The 16,333-nt window shown below is 62.4% G+C and carries 20 protein-coding genes and 1 pseudogene; 7 read left to right on the plus strand and 14 right to left on the minus strand.

Features of this window, described 5'->3' with window-relative positions; all coding sequences use genetic code 11:
• Positions 1-7 precede the first annotated feature (7 nt).
• From MUU54_RS00295 to MUU54_RS00305, 3 genes are all read right to left on the minus strand, one after another.
• Complete coding sequence (locus MUU54_RS00295; protein ID WP_247242031.1) at positions 8-829, minus strand: hypothetical protein; 822 nt, start codon at positions 827-829, stop codon at positions 8-10.
• A gap of 363 nt (positions 830-1,192) precedes the next feature.
• The gene (locus MUU54_RS00300) at positions 1,193-1,399 is read right to left on the minus strand and encodes a DUF4287 domain-containing protein (protein ID WP_247242032.1); all 207 of its coding nucleotides are present in this window, start codon (positions 1,397-1,399) and stop codon (positions 1,193-1,195) included.
• A complete protein-coding gene (locus MUU54_RS00305; RefSeq protein ID WP_247242033.1) occupies positions 1,396-1,878 on the minus strand; it encodes a VOC family protein in 483 nt (160 codons plus the stop codon). The genes MUU54_RS00300 and MUU54_RS00305 overlap by 4 nt, the downstream gene beginning before the upstream one ends.
• Before the next feature lie 295 nt (positions 1,879-2,173).
• Here MUU54_RS00305 and MUU54_RS00310 point away from each other — a divergent pair, with 295 nt between their 5' ends.
• From MUU54_RS00310 to MUU54_RS00325, 4 genes are all read left to right on the plus strand, one after another.
• Positions 2,174-2,383: a cold-shock protein gene (locus tag MUU54_RS00310; RefSeq protein ID WP_247242034.1), complete on the plus strand. Its 210-nt coding sequence runs from the start codon at positions 2,174-2,176 to the stop codon at positions 2,381-2,383.
• 116 nt (positions 2,384-2,499) lie between these two features.
• Positions 2,500-2,781 carry a cold-shock protein gene (locus tag MUU54_RS00315; protein ID WP_247242035.1) on the plus strand — a complete coding sequence of 94 codons (282 nt, stop codon included), beginning with the start codon at positions 2,500-2,502 and terminating at the stop codon, positions 2,779-2,781.
• A 537-nt stretch (positions 2,782-3,318) separates the two neighbouring features.
• Positions 3,319-3,666, plus strand: coding sequence for an EAL domain-containing protein (locus MUU54_RS00320; protein ID WP_247242036.1), 348 nt, complete (start codon positions 3,319-3,321; stop codon positions 3,664-3,666).
• Positions 3,667-3,779: 113 nt separating this feature from the next.
• Positions 3,780-4,430, plus strand: coding sequence for a carboxymuconolactone decarboxylase family protein (locus MUU54_RS00325; RefSeq protein WP_247242037.1), 651 nt, complete (start codon positions 3,780-3,782; stop codon positions 4,428-4,430).
• A gap of 42 nt (positions 4,431-4,472) precedes the next feature.
• Here MUU54_RS00325 and MUU54_RS00330 read toward each other — a convergent pair whose 3' ends face one another.
• A complete protein-coding gene (locus MUU54_RS00330; protein WP_376742027.1) occupies positions 4,473-6,005 on the minus strand; it encodes a protein adenylyltransferase SelO in 1,533 nt (510 codons plus the stop codon).
• Positions 6,006-6,339: 334 nt separating this feature from the next.
• Between MUU54_RS00330 and MUU54_RS00335 the strand changes: the two genes are divergently transcribed.
• Positions 6,340-6,975 (plus strand): outer membrane protein, encoded by a 636-nt coding sequence (locus MUU54_RS00335; RefSeq protein ID WP_247242039.1) that lies wholly within the window; start codon positions 6,340-6,342, stop codon positions 6,973-6,975.
• 95 nt (positions 6,976-7,070) lie between these two features.
• Here the strand turns inward: MUU54_RS00335 and MUU54_RS00340 are convergent, their stop codons facing one another.
• Entirely contained in the window at positions 7,071-7,355 is a 285-nt protein-coding gene (locus MUU54_RS00340; RefSeq protein WP_247242040.1) for an acylphosphatase, read from the minus strand.
• A gap of 110 nt (positions 7,356-7,465) precedes the next feature.
• The gene (locus MUU54_RS00345) at positions 7,466-7,735 is read right to left on the minus strand and encodes a hypothetical protein (protein ID WP_247242041.1); all 270 of its coding nucleotides are present in this window, start codon (positions 7,733-7,735) and stop codon (positions 7,466-7,468) included.
• 266 nt (positions 7,736-8,001) lie between these two features.
• Between MUU54_RS00345 and MUU54_RS00350 the strand changes: the two genes are divergently transcribed.
• Positions 8,002-8,715 carry a Crp/Fnr family transcriptional regulator gene (locus tag MUU54_RS00350; RefSeq protein ID WP_247242042.1) on the plus strand — a complete coding sequence of 238 codons (714 nt, stop codon included), beginning with the start codon at positions 8,002-8,004 and terminating at the stop codon, positions 8,713-8,715.
• 8 nt (positions 8,716-8,723) lie between these two features.
• Here the strand turns inward: MUU54_RS00350 and MUU54_RS00355 are convergent, their stop codons facing one another.
• From MUU54_RS00355 to MUU54_RS00385, 7 genes and pseudogenes are all read right to left on the minus strand, one after another.
• Positions 8,724-8,960: a DUF6894 family protein gene (locus tag MUU54_RS00355; protein ID WP_247242043.1), complete on the minus strand. Its 237-nt coding sequence runs from the start codon at positions 8,958-8,960 to the stop codon at positions 8,724-8,726.
• Positions 8,961-9,002: 42 nt separating this feature from the next.
• A pseudogene (locus MUU54_RS00360) lies at positions 9,003-9,712 on the minus strand (Crp/Fnr family transcriptional regulator).
• 141 nt (positions 9,713-9,853) lie between these two features.
• Complete coding sequence (locus MUU54_RS00365; protein WP_247242044.1) at positions 9,854-10,228, minus strand: response regulator; 375 nt, start codon at positions 10,226-10,228, stop codon at positions 9,854-9,856.
• Positions 10,229-10,386: 158 nt separating this feature from the next.
• Complete coding sequence (locus tag MUU54_RS00370; protein WP_247242045.1) at positions 10,387-10,584, minus strand: heavy-metal-associated domain-containing protein; 198 nt, start codon at positions 10,582-10,584, stop codon at positions 10,387-10,389.
• Positions 10,585-10,655: 71 nt separating this feature from the next.
• Entirely contained in the window at positions 10,656-11,069 is a 414-nt protein-coding gene (gene cueR / locus MUU54_RS00375) for a Cu(I)-responsive transcriptional regulator (protein ID WP_247242046.1), read from the minus strand.
• A gap of 12 nt (positions 11,070-11,081) precedes the next feature.
• The gene (locus tag MUU54_RS00380; protein WP_247242047.1) at positions 11,082-13,448 is read right to left on the minus strand and encodes a heavy metal translocating P-type ATPase; all 2,367 of its coding nucleotides are present in this window, start codon (positions 13,446-13,448) and stop codon (positions 11,082-11,084) included.
• Between the two features lie 136 nt (positions 13,449-13,584).
• Entirely contained in the window at positions 13,585-14,277 is a 693-nt protein-coding gene (locus MUU54_RS00385) for a winged helix-turn-helix transcriptional regulator (protein WP_247242048.1), read from the minus strand.
• A 179-nt stretch (positions 14,278-14,456) separates the two neighbouring features.
• Between MUU54_RS00385 and MUU54_RS00390 the strand changes: the two genes are divergently transcribed.
• A complete protein-coding gene (locus MUU54_RS00390) occupies positions 14,457-15,623 on the plus strand; it encodes an acyl-CoA dehydrogenase family protein (RefSeq protein WP_247242049.1) in 1,167 nt (388 codons plus the stop codon).
• Here the strand turns inward: MUU54_RS00390 and MUU54_RS00395 are convergent.
• Positions 15,620-16,162, minus strand: coding sequence for a YcgN family cysteine cluster protein (locus MUU54_RS00395; RefSeq protein WP_247242050.1), 543 nt, complete (start codon positions 16,160-16,162; stop codon positions 15,620-15,622). The two genes, MUU54_RS00390 and MUU54_RS00395, sit on opposite strands and share 4 nt — an antisense overlap.
• Positions 16,163-16,333: the final 171 nt, after the last annotated feature.

Here is a 16,333-nt window from a genome sequence, read left to right on the forward strand (position 1 = left end):
TTTGAACTCACCTCGAAGCCCTGCGCTTCCAGCCACTCTGCCGCAGACGAGAGATCCGGATACGAGCCGAGAAGGCGGAAGACGCAGACTTCCGCTTCCTCGTCGCTGTCGATCCGATCCAGTCCATCATCTTCAGCCGCTCCGAAGGGATGGCATCCGATGCTGACTCTTCCAAACATGACTGAGCGTCCGGAAAATCCAGCATCGCCACCTTCTTCGCAGCCGTCATCTCCCTTTCGTGGAGCACCTGGAAAGGAGGCGTACCGGGCCCCGGCGCTGCAACGAAGCTGACCCATAACAGCTTGCCGCCGTAATAGGCATAACCGAGCATCTGGAAGGCGAGGTAGCCGAGGACGGCGTAGGCGGCATACCGAAGCGGCAGGCGCTTGCGTGAGCCGTTCTCTGCATCGCCACCGTGGAAAGCATGTCCCGCCTGTCGCCCTGCCAGCCGCCAATAAAGCCAACCAGCGAGACCTCCGGCGAGGAACGCAGGTGCCGCGTGGAGCATCCAGTATCCCGGAAAGAACGTTGCGAAGACGCCTGCCGCGGCCCAGACGCGCACATAGGCCCAGCGAGCCTGTATGTGCCGCCATTCAAGAGCGAGAAAGAGCAACAGCAACGGCAGGGTGCCCAGATAGATATAGCCAGGCGCCCTGAAGATGAGCGCCCACCAGACGGCGTTTGGCAAAAGCATCAGGTCAGGCGAGGCGAACCGCCCCTGCATTAGGTTCATAGCCAGCCCGTTGAGCAGTTCGAACGCTGCCGCGAAGATTGCGATGCACAACAGGATCGCTCCCGTTACCACCGCCAGCCGATAAAGCAGCCTCACTGCCACTCTCCCCGATGTGCTGCCTTCGTGGTTTAGGTTCTCAACCGTCAGTGGAGGCCTAAGCAGATCGGTAAGAGACGAGGTTTGGTGGCGAATGTGGTCCTGCAAGCCTTCGTTGACACCGAAAGCCGAAAAGACCCGGCGCCTACGATGGCCGGAGCTTCTAAGAGGACGGCCAGCGTGATCTCGCGGCAGCAACGTGACGTCAATCGGTCGCCCGACCCCGTTCTAAAGCTAACGGCAGTCGCGTCCTGCGGGTGCTTCTGGCAGAGACGAGGCGCCAAGTCCAACCAAAACGGAGACATGCGGGGCCTTTGCTGACGGCTGATGCGTCGCGCCGCGGCCTTGGCTAAACTAAGGCTTCTACCGGTCCTCCGCCAGCGTCTGGGCGACGATGGCGTTCGCGTGCCCGTGGCCCATCCCGTGCTCATTCTTCAGCACGGCAACCAGCTCCATGTGCTTTGCCGGATAGTGCTTTCGCACCAGCTCCTGCCATTCGCCGATCGGTCTGCCATATTTCTTCTCGATCGAAGGGAAATAGGAGGCGGGTCCCGTCACTGCGCCAGTCATGCCGCCTCCCCTCGCCTTGCGGCCTCGATTGCGGCGACGTCGATCTTCTTCATCGTCATCATTGCTTCGAAGGCACGCCTTGCCTCGTCGCCGCCTGCGGCCAGTGCCTCGGTCAGCACGCGGGGCGTGATCTGCCAAGAGATCCCCCACTTGTCCTTGCACCAGCCGCATTCGCTTTCCTGCCCGCCATTGCCGACGATGGCGTTCCAGTAGCGGTCGGTTTCCTCCTGATCGTCCGTGGCGATCTGGAAGGAGAAGGCTTCGCTGTGCCGGAAGGTGGCGCCGCCGTTCAGGCCGATGCAGGCAACGCCCGCCACCGTGAACTCCACCACGAGAACGTCACCCTTGACGCCCGAGGGGTAGTCGGAAGGGGCGCGGGTCACCGCGCCGACATGGCTGTCGGGGAAGGTTCTGGCATAGAATTGCGCAGCCTCTTCCGCTTCCGTGTCGTACCACAGGCAAATCGTATTCTTGGCCATGGGACAGTCCTTTCCTTGGTCATACCGGTTGCACTATCAACCACGCAAGGACGATCCTGTCTTGGCCACTCCGACACCGCGGCGCAAAAATTCACGTCTCCCCTCCGTTGCGGATGCCGGAGATTGCTACACTGTGCAATTGGCCCTTGTCCGGACGCAATTAAAGCCTATGTTGTTGTCATCGAACTTTGCTAGCGACCTTTGTCGGCCTTCGTGCCTCTTCAGATTTCCTCTCATCGTCGATCCAAAGCCGGTCGGGTCGATCGGCTCCACTAGCGATTGAAAGGAAATCGTCATGAATACAGGTACCGTAAAGTGGTTCAACAGCACCAAGGGTTTCGGCTTCATCGAGCCCGATAACGGCAGCCAGGACGTGTTCGTCCACATCTCCGCCGTCGAGCGCGCTGGCATGAACGGCCTCAACGAAGGCCAGAAGATCAGCTATGAGATTGTCCAGGACAAGCGTTCCGGCAAGAGCTCTGCAGACAACCTACGGGCTGTCTAAAACCAGTTTTCATTGCCCCCGTGACCACGGATGTACTGGCACGGGCGCGGCAATGATGTGGAAGGTCGGGAGTAGTCCCGGCCTTTTTTTGTTTCCAGCGGACTTTGGAGATTCGCATGTCCAGTCCCCGTTATCGTCCTGGTGATGTCGTCGTCCTGAAGAGCGGCACCCTTCGCAACACCCCCGGCGAGCAGTCGTGCCGCATCATGGCCGTCTTGCCCGAAGCTGCCGGCGTCCACCAGTATCGGGTACAGTTCGACGGCGAAGGCTTTGAGCGTCACGTGTCGGAGGGCGACATCGATGCTGCCGCCTCGAAGGCCTCGACGCCGGCACAAGCCGCCGACCTCGAAAGCGGAACATCATGGATCAAGCCGGGTGCGCTCAAGATCAGGAAATGATCGGCCCGTTAGACGTCCTGGCCTCCTGCAGGGAACGTCTCGCACTACCGCCGCACGGCTGACTTATATGAATGCAACATATTTACCACATTGCTTAAGCCGAACGGAAGGGCGCGGTCGTAAGGCTGGGTTTTGACCGAAGACCCAAGCGATGTCCGCGACATGAGAAGAAAAGCGCCTTCATGCGCTGACCAGTCTCAACCTTCTCGATCCCCTGCCAGCGAAAGCTTCGACCGCATCACGCGGAAGGCGTGCCAGATCTTCCAGCTACCGATCGCCGCCGTGTCGCTGACCGAGAGAGACCATCAGTGGTTCAAGTCGAAGGTGGGCGTGGATCACCCTTCCCTGCCGCGGAAAAAGGCGCCGTGCGCCGAGGTGACGGAGACGTCCCGAGTGGTCGTCATCGAAGATCTTGCGGTCCATGCGCAAGACTGTAGCCTTCCCGCGTGGTGAGGGGACGCTTGCGGAGCATTCCGTTCCCGACATCGGCTGGAGATCGAGCTAACCGAGAGCTCGCTGACGCAACCCAGCCCGCAGGTGCTCGCCAAGCTCGACCGGCTGGTCGAAAGCGGCATCGGGCTTGGGATCGACGATTTCGGGAAGGGCTACAGCAGCCTCTCCTATCTGCAGCGGCTGCCGGTGAGCGTCGTGAAGATCGACCGGTCCTTCATCCGGGCGCTCGGCGATGGCTATCGCGAGCAGAAGCTCGTGCATTCGATGATCAAGCTGTCGCGCGAGATGGATTACCGGGTCGTCGCCGAGGGCATCGAAATGCCGGAAGCCGCCGATCTCTGCGCGTCATGGGCTGCAACGAGGGACAGGGCTATCTTTATGCGCGCCCCCTGGAGCTGGCGGATTTCAACGCGCTGCTGGGAAACAGCCTGAACTCGAACCCAGTAGGATCTGCCGCCTAGAGGCAGTCGCCAAGCTCCGCCCTACGGCACAGTTTCTCTGATCCTCTTCTTGCGGTATTCTTGGCCGTCAAAGGAGGATCAGCCATGCCCTTCATTTCGACGCCCGGGCCCGACACCGGCGATGCCACCGCCGCCATGTATGCGGCAGCCGAGGAAAGCCACGGCTACCTGCCCAACATGTACAAGATCTTCGGCCATCGGCCGGAGGTGATGGAGAAGTGGGGAACGCTTCTTGCAAGCATCCGCGGCCATATGAGCCTTCGCCGGTATGAACTGGTGACGCTTGCGGCGGCCAAGGAACTGAGGTCGTCCTATTGTATGCTGGCCCATGGTTCGGTGCTGCTGCGGGAAGGCTTCAGCGAAACCCAGCTCGCCGACACCGTGACCGGCGGCTCTCACGCGCCGCTCGACGAGGCGGAGCGAGAGATCATGCAGTTCGCCGCCAAGGTGGTGCGGGACGCCACCTCCATCACCAAGGAAGACGTCGCCCGGCTGAAGGCCCATGGCCTGTCGGACGCGGAGATCTTCGACATCACAGCCGCCGCCGCCGTCCGCTGCTTCTTCAGCAAGATACTCGACGCCATGGGCGCCCAACCGGATCCCGCCTATCGCGAGCGCCTGTCACCGGCGCTTGCCAGGACACTCACGATAGGCCGGCCAATCCAGGGCGGCTTCGGCGCTGCCGCGGCGCAGACTGCGGCGGCCCCGGCCGCCGCAGCGCCATCCGAATCCTGAGCACGGGCCGCCCTTGGCGCGCTGGCGGAAGGCTGACGCCGTTCATGTGCCGCAGAAGGTCTGCAGCACGCGCTCTTCCGGTTTCGGCGGGACTGCGAAATCGGCGAAGTCCGGGCGATCCTCGTAGGGCCTTTCCAGCGCCTGCAAAAGGCGTTCGAAGAAGCTGAGGTCGCCGTAATTGGCGGCGGCCAGCGCTTCTTCCACCTTGTGGTTGCGCGGGATGATGGCCGGGTTCGTCGCCCGCATCAGCTTCGCGCGATCTTCGGGCGCACCCCGTTCCCGTTCCAGCCTTGCCTGCCAAGCAACAAGCCATTCCTTCGCCTTCTCCACTTGTTTGAACGAAGACAGGAAGGTGTCGCCCGCGTGGCCGTTTTGCGCGGCCGCCCCTTCGACCGCCTTTTGGCTGGGGCTCGCCTCCGCCGCTGGCAGATCGCAGAGACGCCGGAAGGTCAGCGTGAAGTCCGCCTCGCCTTCCTGCATGGCGGCCAGCAGGCCCTGCACCAGATCGCCGTCGCCCTCCTCCTCCAGGCCGAGGCCGAGCTTCCTGCGGAAGACCGCGAGCCATTGCTTCTGGAATCGCTCGCCAAATGCGCTCAGCACGTGGTTCGCCGTCAGCACCGCCTTGTCCTGATCCTCGTCGATCAGCGGCAGCAGGCATTCCGCCAGCCTTGCGATGTTCCACTGGCCGATGCCAGGCTGGTTGCGGTAAGCGTAGCGGCCGCCTTGATCGATGGAGGAGAACACCTTCATCTGGTCGTATTCGTCCAGGAAGGCGCAGGGACCGAAATCAATCGTCTCGCCGGACAGCGTCATGTTGTCGGTGTTCATCACGCCGTGGATGAAACCGACGCCCATCCATTGCGCGATGAGATCGGCCTGGGCGAAGGCGACGGCGCGCAGCAGTTCGACATAAGGCTTCTCCGTCTCGCGAAGCTGCCGGTAATGGCGCTCGATCACATAGTCGGCGAGCGTGCGCAGCCCGTCGACATCCTGCCTGGCGGCAAAGTACTGAAAGGTGCCGATCCGCACATGGCTTGCCGCGACGCGGACGAAGACGGCGCCCGGCTGTGGCGTTTCACGGAAGACCTGCTCGCCTGTGGCGACCGCTGCGAGCGCCCGGGTGGCGCGGATGCCGAGCGCATGCATGGCTTCCGACAGGATGTATTCGCGCAGCACCGGGCCTAGTGCCGCCCGGCCGTCGCCCCGTCGGGAGAACGGCGTGGGCCCTGCGCCTTTCAGCTGGATATCACGGCGCGTGCCGTTCTTGTCGACAACCTCGCCGATCAGGATGGCGCGGCCATCGCCGAGCTGCGGAACAAAGGAGCCAAACTGATGACCTGCATAAGCCATGGCTAGCGGCGTTGCACCCTGCGGCACGACGTTGCCGGCAAGGATCGCGGCCAGCCGGCCCGGATCGGAGAGTTCCGCCTCGATCCCAAGTTCCCTGGCAAGCGCTTCGTTGAACTTCAGCAGCACCGGCCCTTCGACGGGTTCCGGATAAACCGAGGCGTAGAAGCGGTCCGGCAGGCGGGCATACGAATTGTCGAACTGGAACAAGAGGCACTCCTTCACCATCGTTCTTGCCTGATATGGGAGGCGAGACCCTCCAAACAATCGAAAGCTGCCATGGTTGCGCCGCAATTTAACCGCCAACGCAGGCATAATCCGGCGCGTTCGCAGGCCCAAAGGTGCATGATGCAGTTTTGCAACAGCGGTTTTTCTTTGGAACCGGCGATGGAAACCGGCGGAACTGCAGGGCTTTTCCTTCGTTCTGTCGCCATCATCAACTACGGACGGTGGGGCTAAATCCTACAACTTTTCATTCACAATATACTGTTGTAATCAAGCTACAGCTTTATGAGTGGAAATTGGCGATCCTCGTCTAAGCATTAGAGCAAGGAGACACATCATGAAGAGAATCCTCGTACTGGCTGCCGGCGTTGCAATGTTTGCATCGTCTTCCGCCCTGGCTGCAGACGCAGTCGAATACGTTCCGGAAGCACCGGTTGCCGTCGAGATGCCGGCTGCCTTCTCCTGGAGCGGTCCTTACATCGGTGTCCACGGCGGCTATGGCTGGGGCGACGGTGACGTCGCCGGTCTCGGCGACGGCAGCTTCGACGGCGGTCGTTTCGGTGGCTTCGTCGGCTACAACTGGCAGATGTCGAATGGCTTCGTTGCCGGTCTTGAAGGCGACGTGAACTACGACTGGAACGACGACGAGATCGCTGCGGGCATCGACGGAGAAACTGGCTTCTCCGGCGGCATTCGTGGCCGCGTCGGTTACGCCATGGACCGTACGCTGATCTACGCAGCAGGTGGCTGGACGGCAACCAACTTCGAAGTTAACGGTGGCGGCGCTGCCGTCGACGGCGACGACACCCTGCATGGCTGGACGCTCGGCGCCGGCGTTGACCACGCCTTCACCGATAACATGTTCGGTCGTCTGGAATATCGTTACAACGACTACGGCAGCGGCGACATCGGCGGCGCAGACGTCGACTTCGACCAGCACGTCGTTCAGGTCGGTATCGGTGTGAAGTTCTGATCCAAGCTTCGGATCATGCGAGAATGGGCCCTGCGGGGCCCATTTTTGTGTCTGCCACTGTCGAAGGAAGCTGCCGCAGGTTTTTTGGGTATGCCTCAGCGCTCGATGCGGAAACCATCCGAGAGGTCCGGTTCGGAAACGTCCATCGTCTCGACGCCTGCGACGGATGCGGCGGGCGGGCCTTCCCAGAAGAGCTCGACCATCTGCGATACCGCCGCTTCCGGGCCGGCGATCAGGGCATCAACGGAGCCATCCGGGCTGTTGCTCACCTTCCCACGCAGTCCGAGCCGCAATGCCTCATCCCGTGTCCAGGCGCGAAAGTTCACGCCCTGTACCTTTCCGGTGATCCTTGCCCTGAGGGCCTTTTCCCCGATTGCCATGACTGCTCCAATGCCCTCCATCGTCAAAGGTGGGGGTCGGTTCCGGCAACAGCAAGGCCGAACCGCCTCGCGCGATGACAAAGTTGGGGGGGATATCCCGGCTTAGTTGATCAGGCTGTGGCGTCCTCCGGGACGCGGTGGAAGTTCGATGGGCGCAGAAGCTTCGACGATGCAAGGAGAGATGCCACCGGTGCAAGCTTGCCCGGATCCACCAGGCCCATCCTGTAAAGCCGGATGATCACCTGCGCGAGGACTTCGCCATCCTCTCGCTCGTCCAGCGACTTTCCATCGTCGATAGCCAGCAGAAACGCATCGCGCATGGTTTCAATGTCAGCCGGGCCGAAGATCCCGCAGCCGATTTCGTCGAGCCTTTGTTGCATGTCGCACTTCCTTCCTGTCATCATCTGGAAGGACGCCGCCCGGACAGCCATGTCCCAAGCTCAGCCCCACAAAGACTTTAGCAGCAAGCGGGACCCTTGTACGGCTGTGTACGCTGGAGGACGCTACGCCGAGGTCAAACGGAAAGGAATATTGTCCGCCACCGTACCTAAAACCCGCAGCAAAAACACGATGCTATAGGATTTAGGACCGCCGGGGGTTCTCCATGACGGCGGCTCGGCATTTCCGCCCGACATCAGCGAGAATCATGAAATCAGCATCTCATCCGGCTCTGCAGAACCGACTTTTAGCTCTCCTGCCCGAAAATGAAACTCACGTTATCTTGCCCGCGCTGGAGCCGGTCGATCTGCCGCGCGGCTTCGTGATCGTTGGCGCCGATGCGCCGATTGAGCATGTCTACTTTATCTGCAGCGGCATCGGCTCGGTGGTAACGGTGGCCGCCGAGACCCAGCGGGCGGAAGCGGGCATGTTCGGTCGCGAAGGCTTTGCTCCCACCTCGGCCGGGGTCGGCGGTACGATCAGCGTACAGGAAGTGCTGATACAGGTTGAAGGTCACGGGTTCCGGATGCCGCTTAAGGTCGTCACCGAAGCGCTATCCACCCATCCCACCTTTGCAAACCTCCTGGCGCGCTTCATCCAGGCGTTCTCCGCACAGATCTCCTATACGGCGCTTTCCAACATCACCTGTCAGGTCGACGAGCGGCTGGCGCGCTGGCTGCTGATGTGCCACGACCGGGTGGATGGCGACGAGATCGCGCTGACCCACGACTTCATCTCGCTGATGCTCGGCGTGCGGCGGCCAAGCGTGACCACGGCACTCCACGTGCTAGAGGGGCGCAAGCTGATACAGGCGGAGCGCGGCCGCATCACCATCCGCGACCGCAAGGGCATGCAGGATTTTGCCGCGCGGACCTATGGCAAGCCGGAGGAAGAGTATCGCCGGTTGATCGGCGAATTCTGATCACGACTTCAGGTGCTGCGCCACCACCTCCTTGACGACAGGCTGAGCAGCAGGTCGCCTGCCTCGTCGCAGAGATCCATATGAGCGTCGCCGATCTTGTCGCCGCTTTTGATTCTTGCCGCAGCCAGTTCGCGGATGGCGGTCACGGCCCTCACACGCGCTTGCTCGAAGTCGGCGAAATCGTCGCCCTCCTCGTCCTTGATGGTGTTTGCGTCGTCTCGGATATGGAAGAAATAATGAGTCATTGCTGTCGGTCCGCCTCACCGTCAAAGCCATGGCATAAGCTGTCAGAAGAGCCCCTTCATCAGGCGATGTGTTCCGCTTCCGGCTTGCCATAGGCATCATGAGCCAAAGCTTCCAGCCCCGCTCTGTTCCGGATGACGATGTTGCCGCGCCCTCCCCTAATGAAGCCATTCCCTTCCAGTTCGTGCAGCGAGGTGGTGACGCTCGGCCGGCGGACAGCCAGCGTTAGCGACAGGAATTCGTGGGTGAGCGCGATCTCGTTTGCCTGCACCCGATCGTGGCACATCAGCAGCCAGCGCGCCAGACGGACCGGCACCGAGTGGATGGCGTTGGATGCCACGGTATAGGCCAACTGAACGGCGAAGGCCTCGATGGAGCGGATGACGACCCGCCGGAAACTCCCATTGTTTTCCATCGCGAGACGGAAGTCTAATATGCCATCCGGCATGCCTCCGCCTCGAGCTGGACATTGATGTCATGGGGGCTGAGCTCTACCTCGGCCACGGCGGATGCCGGGACATAGCCTTCAAAGCCAAAGATGCCGGCTTCCGCGCGGAGTCGGCGTTTCCGCGACGATAAAGCCGACCCCGAAGCCCACAAAGTAGATGTAGTCGATCGGCTGGCCTGCCTTACTCAGGCAGGTTCCCTGCGCCAACGAAACATGCTCCATATCCTTCGCGACGACGGCAAATTTCTGCGGCGGAAGGATCGCGAGAAGCTTGTTTCGGACATTCGGCTGACGCAAGCTATTCATGCTCCTTCCTTTGCTTCAAGCAGGATCAAGACGACGAGCCGCTAGTGCCCAGTCGTAACTTGTGCGAGACGCGGGAAACAGCCTTCGTGCCCTAACACGAAACGTCATCGCCGGATCCAGCCCAACCACGAAAACCAGCGTTCAAGGACGCATGATGTCGGTGATGACAGATGCCACCACCATCGGGGTGTAGGGCTTGGGGATGAAAACGCCGGTAAACGGGATGTCCGCGCAGGTCAGCTGATGCTTGCCGGAGGTGACGATGATCTTGATGGGCGGCCACCGGTCCCGTACCAGCGCGGCGAGCCTCAACCCGTCGATGTCTCCCGGCATGTCGATATCGGTAAACAGCACGCTGATGTTGGCGTGTTGCGTGAGCTGGTCGATGGCTTCCTGGGCATCTGCTGCCTCGTAGACCTCGTAGCCGAGATCGGCCAAGTCGACCGTGATGCTGAGGCGGATGAGCGGATCGTCCTCAACAACGAGGATGGCTGACGTGGGTCGAAGATTTGTCATCCGGTCCAGTGCTGTTTTCGCTGCTCGCTTTGTACGCTAGCAGACAGAACCGTGATCACCCATAGAGGTTCCGGCTCTTTCTGAAAAACAGCAGCAGGACCGTGCGCGCCTGCCCTCGCCCCTTGACGGACTCGGGCAGACATCTTGTGACCGCCCCCTTAGGCGGCCTTTTGCGGCGTATATCCGGCCTCTCGGATCGCCTCCTCGGCCTTCGCCTCATCGCCTTCGACAGTAACCTTCTTCTGAGCGAGGTCGACATCGACGGCAGCGCCCGGAAGCGCATCGCCGAGCGCAGAGCGGACGGTCTTTTCGCAATGGCCGCAGGTCATGTCGGGCACGGTGAAGGTGGTGGTCATGCTAATCTCCTTGTTCATTGGGTGATGTTTCGTGCGCTCCATTCACGAACGATGGATCGCAGCTGGGGGTTTCAGACGGGCTGCGGCGCTGGTGCCGGCGCGCCGGCGAGGTCGTCGAGGATAGGGCAGTTCGGCCGCTCATCGCCGCCGCAGCAATGGGCGAGATGTTTCAGCGTCCTCACCATGCCCTGCATCTCGGCAATACGCCGCTCGAGATCGCCGATATGGGCTGTCGCCACCTCTTTCACGGCGGCACTGGTGCGCTCCTTGTCCTGCCAGAGCTTCAGAAGCATCTCCGTCTCCTCCAGTGAGAAGCCGAGGTTGCGGGCGCGCTTGATGAAGCGGAGGATATGCACCTCCTCCTCGCCATAGACGCGGTAGTTGTTGCCCGTCCGCCCCATCGGCCGCACGAGGCCGATTTCCTCGTAGTAGCGGATCATCTTGGCGGAAACGCCGGAGGCGTCGGAGGCTTGTCCGATATTCATCTCGATCTCTCCTTAGTTCACCTTGACCGCGCGCAACCTCAGCGCATTGAGGACGACAAAGACGCTGGAAAAAGCCATCGCGCCGGCACCGATCATCGGCGAAAGCTGGATGCCGAAGGCTGGATACAGCACGCCCGCGGCAACCGGGATGAGCGTCACATTGTAGCCGAAGGCCCAGAACAGGTTCTCCTTGATATTGCGGATCGTCGCCCGGCTGACGGCAATCGCATCCGCCACGCCCGAAAGTGCGCCACCTGAAAGCACCACGTCGGCGCTTTCGATCGCAACATCCGTGCCGGTGCCGACGGCGATGCCGATATCGGCTTCGGCGAGTGCCGGCGCATCGTTGATCCCGTCACCGACGAAGCCGAGCTTGCCGCCGGCGCCCTTGAGCTCGCGGATTGCCTCCACCTTGCCGTCGGGCAGCACTTCCGCCACGACCCGGTCGATGCCCGCTTGGCGGGCAACGGCTTCGGCCGTGCGGCGGTTGTCGCCGGTGACCATGGCAAGGGCCAGCCCCATCTCCTTGATCGCAGCGATCGCAGCAGCGCTGCCTGGCTTGATCGGGTCGGCAACGGCGATGGCAGCAGCCACCTTCCCGTCGATGGCGGCATAAAGCGGCGTCTTGCCTTCGTCGCCCAGCCTTGCTGCGGCCTCAGCGAAGGAGGCGACGGAGAGGCCAAGCTTGTCCATGAAGCGGTCGGCACCGACAGCGACGCGGCGTCCGGCGATATTCCCCTCGATGCCGTAGCCCGCGGTTGCCTGGAAGCCCGTGGCAAATTCTACGGCCAGACCCTTCTCCTCGGCCGACTTGACGATGGCCTCGGCGATCGGGTGTTCAGAGCGTGCCTCGACGGCTGCGACGAGTGCCAGCACCTCATCCTCCCCGAAACCTTCCGCAGTGACGAGGTCGGTCAACTCCGGCTGGCCCTTGGTGATCGTGCCGGTCTTGTCGAAGACGACCATGTCGACAGAGCGCAGTTCCTGCAGCGCATCGCCTTTGCGGAAAAGGACCCCGAGTTCTGCGGCGCGGCCGGAACCGACCATGATCGAGGTCGGCACGGCAAGGCCCATGGCGCAGGGGCAGGCGATGATCAGCACGGCGACGGCCGCAACCACGGCATGGCTGAGCGAAGGGCCGAGCACGAGCCAGGCGATGAAAGTCAGGAGGGCAAGGCCGATGACGGCCGGCACGAACCAGGCGGTCACCTTGTCGACCATGGTCTGGATTGGGAGCTTTGCGCCTTGCGCCTGTTCCACCATGCGGATGATCTGCGCCAGCATGGTATCCCGGCCGACCTTCTCGGCCCGGAAGCGGAAGGAACCGGTCTTGTTGATTGTGCCGCCGGTGACGGTGGCGCCCTCCCCCTTGTCCACCGGGACAGGCTCGCCGGAGATCATCGATTCGTCCACATGTGAGGCGCCGTCGATGACGGTGCCGTCCACCGGGACGCGTTCGCCCGGGCGGATGATGACAATGTCGCCGACCACGACCTCCTCCGTCGGGAGGTCGACCACCTTGCCGTCGCGCTCGATGCGGGCGGTCTTGGCCTGCAGGCCGGCGAGCTTGGAGATCGCCTGGCTGGCGCGACCGCTGGCGCGCGCTTCCAGCATGCGGCCGAAGAGGATCAGTGTGACGATGACGGTCGCCGCCTCGTAATAGACGTAGCGGGCGTTTTCCGGCAGCAGGCCGGGCAAGAAGGTCGCGACCAGCGAATAGCCGTAGGCCGCCAGCACGCCGACGGCGACCAGCGAGTTCATCTCGGGCGCACCATGGAAGAGTGCCGGCAGCCCGGTTTTGAGGAAGCGCAGGCCTGGCCAGAAGATGACGACCGTCGCCAGCGCGAAGTACAGGTAATAAAGGTTCTCCGTTGAGATCATGCCCATCAGCCAGTGGTGCATGGGCTCGTAGACGTGACCGCCCATTTCCAGCACGAAGAGCGGCAGGGTGAGCAGCAAGGCGATGACGAAGTCGCGCTTCAGCGTCTTGTCGCCATGCATATGCATATGATCGTGGCCGCCATGCTCAGCGGCTGCGGCGTGATCGGCATGGTCGGGCTGGGCGTGGTCATGGGCGCCGTGGCCGTCATGGGGACCGGTCGCGGACGTCGCATACCCTGCATCCCGCAGCGCCCGCTGCATGGCGCCGGCCGAAATCTCGTAGCCGACCTTCTCGATCGCCGCCCTCAGCGCTTGCGGTGAGAAATCGTCCGTCGGCTCGACGGTCAACTTCTTCGTCGCGAAATTGACGGAGCTTGCCGCCACTCCCGGCACCTTGGCGGCGGCGGTTTCGACGCGGCGCACGCAGGAGGCGCAAGTCATGCCTTCAACGGAGATGCTGATGGGTTCGAAAGCGGGCGTTCTGATGGCTTCATTCATGGCGGAAATCCTATGTTCCGCATATATGTGGACCTTCCCATGATGGGAAGGTCAAGGGCCGCATCTTGAGAAAAACGCCTGTCACCGTGATGCCGTCGATCGTCCCGTGCGACAGTGGCGAGCGACGATGCCTGGTCTAGCTCACCATCCGCTGCACGGGGGCGAACTTGCTGAGCCCCAGCCATTCCGGCAGGTTGCGGACGAGTGCGGGATCCCCCTCGACTTCGAGCCGGCCAGCGTTAAGTTCTTCGCGAATGGTGGTCAGACCCATCCAGACTGCCGTCATCGTGCGAAGCGAGCTTCGGATGACAAGGTCAAGCTCGTGGCCTGGATCGAAGTTGCACAGATCCGCCTTGCCGTGTTCGATCACCACCCACCAACGTTTCTGCCCGCCCGAAAGCTCCGGATACAAAAACTGTACCGTGCAGCGGCGCGACGGGAGATGATCCACCGCAATGTTGCGCTGCATGTCCCACATGAGCAGCGACGGATCGAGGTTCTTCAGCGAAAGGCGCGACTCCATCCAGCGCTGAGCCCAGATGCCGAGGTTCATGATGATCTGCCGCAGATCTTCGCCAGATTGCGACAGTCGGTACTCCACGGCGCCGCCGGACGAGCGCTCCACGACGATGACGCCGGCCTTTTCCAGCTCCTTCAGCCGCTTGGACAGGAGCGCCGGCGACATCTTCGGGACGCCGCGGCGCAACTCGTTGAAGCGGGTGGAGCCGCAGAGAAGCTCCCGCACGACGAGCGTTGTCCAGCGCGAGCAGAGGATTTCCGATGCCATCGAGACCGGGCAGAACTGCCCGTAACCACCGCGCTCTCCCATGGTGCACCTATCGAGGACACACTTTTTGAAGCCAAGCCTGTGCCCCCATGATAGTCCAGGTCCCGCCGCCCCACAATCAGGCGCCGCCGCCATCGATGCCGGTACAGTTCCTGAACTGGAGGGATCTTCCAGACACGCGCAAACTGCAGACCTTGCCAATCGTCAAGGAGGATTGCGACATGCAAGGACTGGCAGACACCATGGCTCGGCCCGAGGCGGTTGAGCCGACATCAAGCGTGATCGAGCGAGCGCGCGCCCTGGTCGGCGTCATTGCCGACCGGTCGGCAACGGCCGACGAGACGGACGGTTTCGTCCGGGACAATTATGAACTGCTGAAGGAGGCCGGCCTGGTCGAGGCGGGCGTGCCCGTCGAGCTTGGCGGCGCCGGCGCGGAGCTACCCGAACTGGCGGAGATGTTGCGGATCATTGGGCATGCCTGCGGCTCGACGGCACTCGCTTTTGCCATGCACACTCACCAGGTCGCCGTTCCCGCATGGCGGTGGCGCCATCAGGGCGTGACGGCCGTGGAACCGCTTTTGCGGCGCGTCGCAGGCGAGCGGCTGATCCTGCTTTCAAGCGGCGGGTCCGACTGGATCGGCGGCTCGGGCACGGCGGAAAAGGTGGACGGCGGCTATCGTGTCTCCGCCCGCAAGGTGTTCACCTCCGGGGCGGAGGCCGGCCACATCCTGATGACCGGCGCGATCTTCGACGCCGGGGACGGAACCCGCTCGGTCATCCATTTCGGCGCACCGATGAAGGCGCCGGAAGTGCGCATTGAGAATACTTGGCACACGCTCGGCATGCGCGGCACGGGATCCAACGACGTCGTCATCGACAACCTGTTCATTCCCGACCAGAACGTTGCCTTCTCGCGCAAGAGCGGCGAATGGCATCCGGTGTTCCAGATCATCGCGACGCTCGCCTTCCCGCTCATCTATGCCGCCTATTTAGGCGTGGCGGAAAGCGCGCGGGACCTGGCGATCGAGGCTGCACGTAAGCGCCCCGCCTCCGACGATACGACACGGCTTGCCGGTCGGATGGAAACCGAGCTGCGGGTGGCACAGCTTGCGCACCGGTGGATACTGGACATCGCCATGCGCAACAGCCCGTCGGCCGAGAGCGTCAACGAGGTGATGATCGGGCGAACGCTTACGGCGCGGCATGCCATCGACGCCACGGAGCTTGCGATGGAGGTGGCGGGCGGCGCCTCCTTCTTCCGGGCAAACGGGCTGGAGCGGCGCTTCCGGGACATCCAGGGGGCTCGCTTCCACCCGCTGCAGGCGGGGCCGCAGGAGCGCTATACCGGGGCGGTGGCACTTGGCCAGCCGGTCGCAAACATCTTCTAGCCCGTGACGGTGCGGGCCGGCTTGCGCAGATCGGTGCCGGATCCCTGCGGTGCGGCATCCTCCGCGGCGGGCTCCTCGGCTGCCTCGCCCACCTTCCACGGCCAATCCACCACATAGGCCTCGAAATCCTCCACCGGCACGTCCGTTTCACTGACGGTTTCGTGGCCGCGGGCGGAGATGCCGGCCTGGTGGACGGTGTTCGGATCGCCGGATAGGAGGTGATGCCACCAATAAAGGTCGCGTCCCTCGCGCACGAGGCGATAGCCGCAGGTGGGTGGCAGCCAGGCGATCTCGTCCACGGCCGCCGGCGTCAGCTGGATGCATTCCGGCACGGTTGTCTGGCGGTTGTCGTAGTCGGTGCAGCGGCAGCTGTCGCCGTCCATCAGCCGACAGCGGACCGAGGTGAAGACGACATCGCCGCTTTCCCAGTCCTCCAGCTTGTTGAGGCAACAGAGGCCGCAGCCGTCGCAGAGGCTTTCCCACTCGACCTGGTTCATCTCCTCCAGTGTCTTAATCTTCCAGAAGGGAAGCTCGCTCATTCACGTATCCGTACAAGGAACCAACAGGGTGCCGGGCGACTTAGCCTGTTGCGTTTATGTTATCGCAAATCCGCATTACATCAGCTATTGCTGAAGACGACTGCCTGCAGCTCTGGCCGCTCATGATGGCGGCGTCAAGCGACCGGCATGATGATTGGGGGCACCAGTGCA

The sequence above is a fragment of the Pseudorhizobium tarimense genome, from assembly GCF_022968135.1.
Lineage (GTDB): Bacteria > Pseudomonadota > Alphaproteobacteria > Rhizobiales > Rhizobiaceae > Neorhizobium > Neorhizobium tarimense.

Excerpts from the sequence above, each read along its gene's own strand:
- MUU54_RS00300 (WP_247242032.1), bottom strand. The coding sequence starts at position 1,399 with ATGACTGGCGCAGTGACGGGACCCGCCTCCTATTTCCCTTCGATCGAG.
- MUU54_RS00305 (WP_247242033.1), bottom strand. The coding sequence starts at position 1,878 with ATGGCCAAGAATACGATTTGCCTGTGGTACGACACGGAAGCGGAAGAG.
- MUU54_RS00310 (WP_247242034.1), top strand. The coding sequence starts at position 2,174 with ATGAATACAGGTACCGTAAAGTGGTTCAACAGCACCAAGGGTTTCGGC.
- MUU54_RS00315 (WP_247242035.1), top strand. The coding sequence starts at position 2,500 with ATGTCCAGTCCCCGTTATCGTCCTGGTGATGTCGTCGTCCTGAAGAGC.
- MUU54_RS00325 (WP_247242037.1), top strand. The coding sequence starts at position 3,780 with ATGCCCTTCATTTCGACGCCCGGGCCCGACACCGGCGATGCCACCGCC.
- MUU54_RS00330 (WP_376742027.1), bottom strand. The coding sequence starts at position 6,005 with ATGGTGAAGGAGTGCCTCTTGTTCCAGTTCGACAATTCGTATGCCCGC.
- MUU54_RS00335 (WP_247242039.1), top strand. The coding sequence starts at position 6,340 with ATGAAGAGAATCCTCGTACTGGCTGCCGGCGTTGCAATGTTTGCATCG.
- MUU54_RS00340 (WP_247242040.1), bottom strand. The coding sequence starts at position 7,355 with ATGGCAATCGGGGAAAAGGCCCTCAGGGCAAGGATCACCGGAAAGGTA.
- MUU54_RS00345 (WP_247242041.1), bottom strand. The coding sequence starts at position 7,735 with ATGCAACAAAGGCTCGACGAAATCGGCTGCGGGATCTTCGGCCCGGCT.
- MUU54_RS00350 (WP_247242042.1), top strand. The coding sequence starts at position 8,002 with ATGAAATCAGCATCTCATCCGGCTCTGCAGAACCGACTTTTAGCTCTC.
- MUU54_RS00355 (WP_247242043.1), bottom strand. The coding sequence starts at position 8,960 with ATGACTCATTATTTCTTCCATATCCGAGACGACGCAAACACCATCAAG.
- MUU54_RS00365 (WP_247242044.1), bottom strand. The coding sequence starts at position 10,228 with ATGACAAATCTTCGACCCACGTCAGCCATCCTCGTTGTTGAGGACGAT.
- MUU54_RS00370 (WP_247242045.1), bottom strand. The coding sequence starts at position 10,584 with ATGACCACCACCTTCACCGTGCCCGACATGACCTGCGGCCATTGCGAA.
- cueR (WP_247242046.1), bottom strand. The coding sequence starts at position 11,069 with ATGAATATCGGACAAGCCTCCGACGCCTCCGGCGTTTCCGCCAAGATG.
- MUU54_RS00380 (WP_247242047.1), bottom strand. The coding sequence starts at position 13,448 with ATGAATGAAGCCATCAGAACGCCCGCTTTCGAACCCATCAGCATCTCC.
- MUU54_RS00385 (WP_247242048.1), bottom strand. The coding sequence starts at position 14,277 with ATGGGAGAGCGCGGTGGTTACGGGCAGTTCTGCCCGGTCTCGATGGCA.
- MUU54_RS00390 (WP_247242049.1), top strand. The coding sequence starts at position 14,457 with ATGCAAGGACTGGCAGACACCATGGCTCGGCCCGAGGCGGTTGAGCCG.
- MUU54_RS00395 (WP_247242050.1), bottom strand. The coding sequence starts at position 16,162 with ATGAGCGAGCTTCCCTTCTGGAAGATTAAGACACTGGAGGAGATGAAC.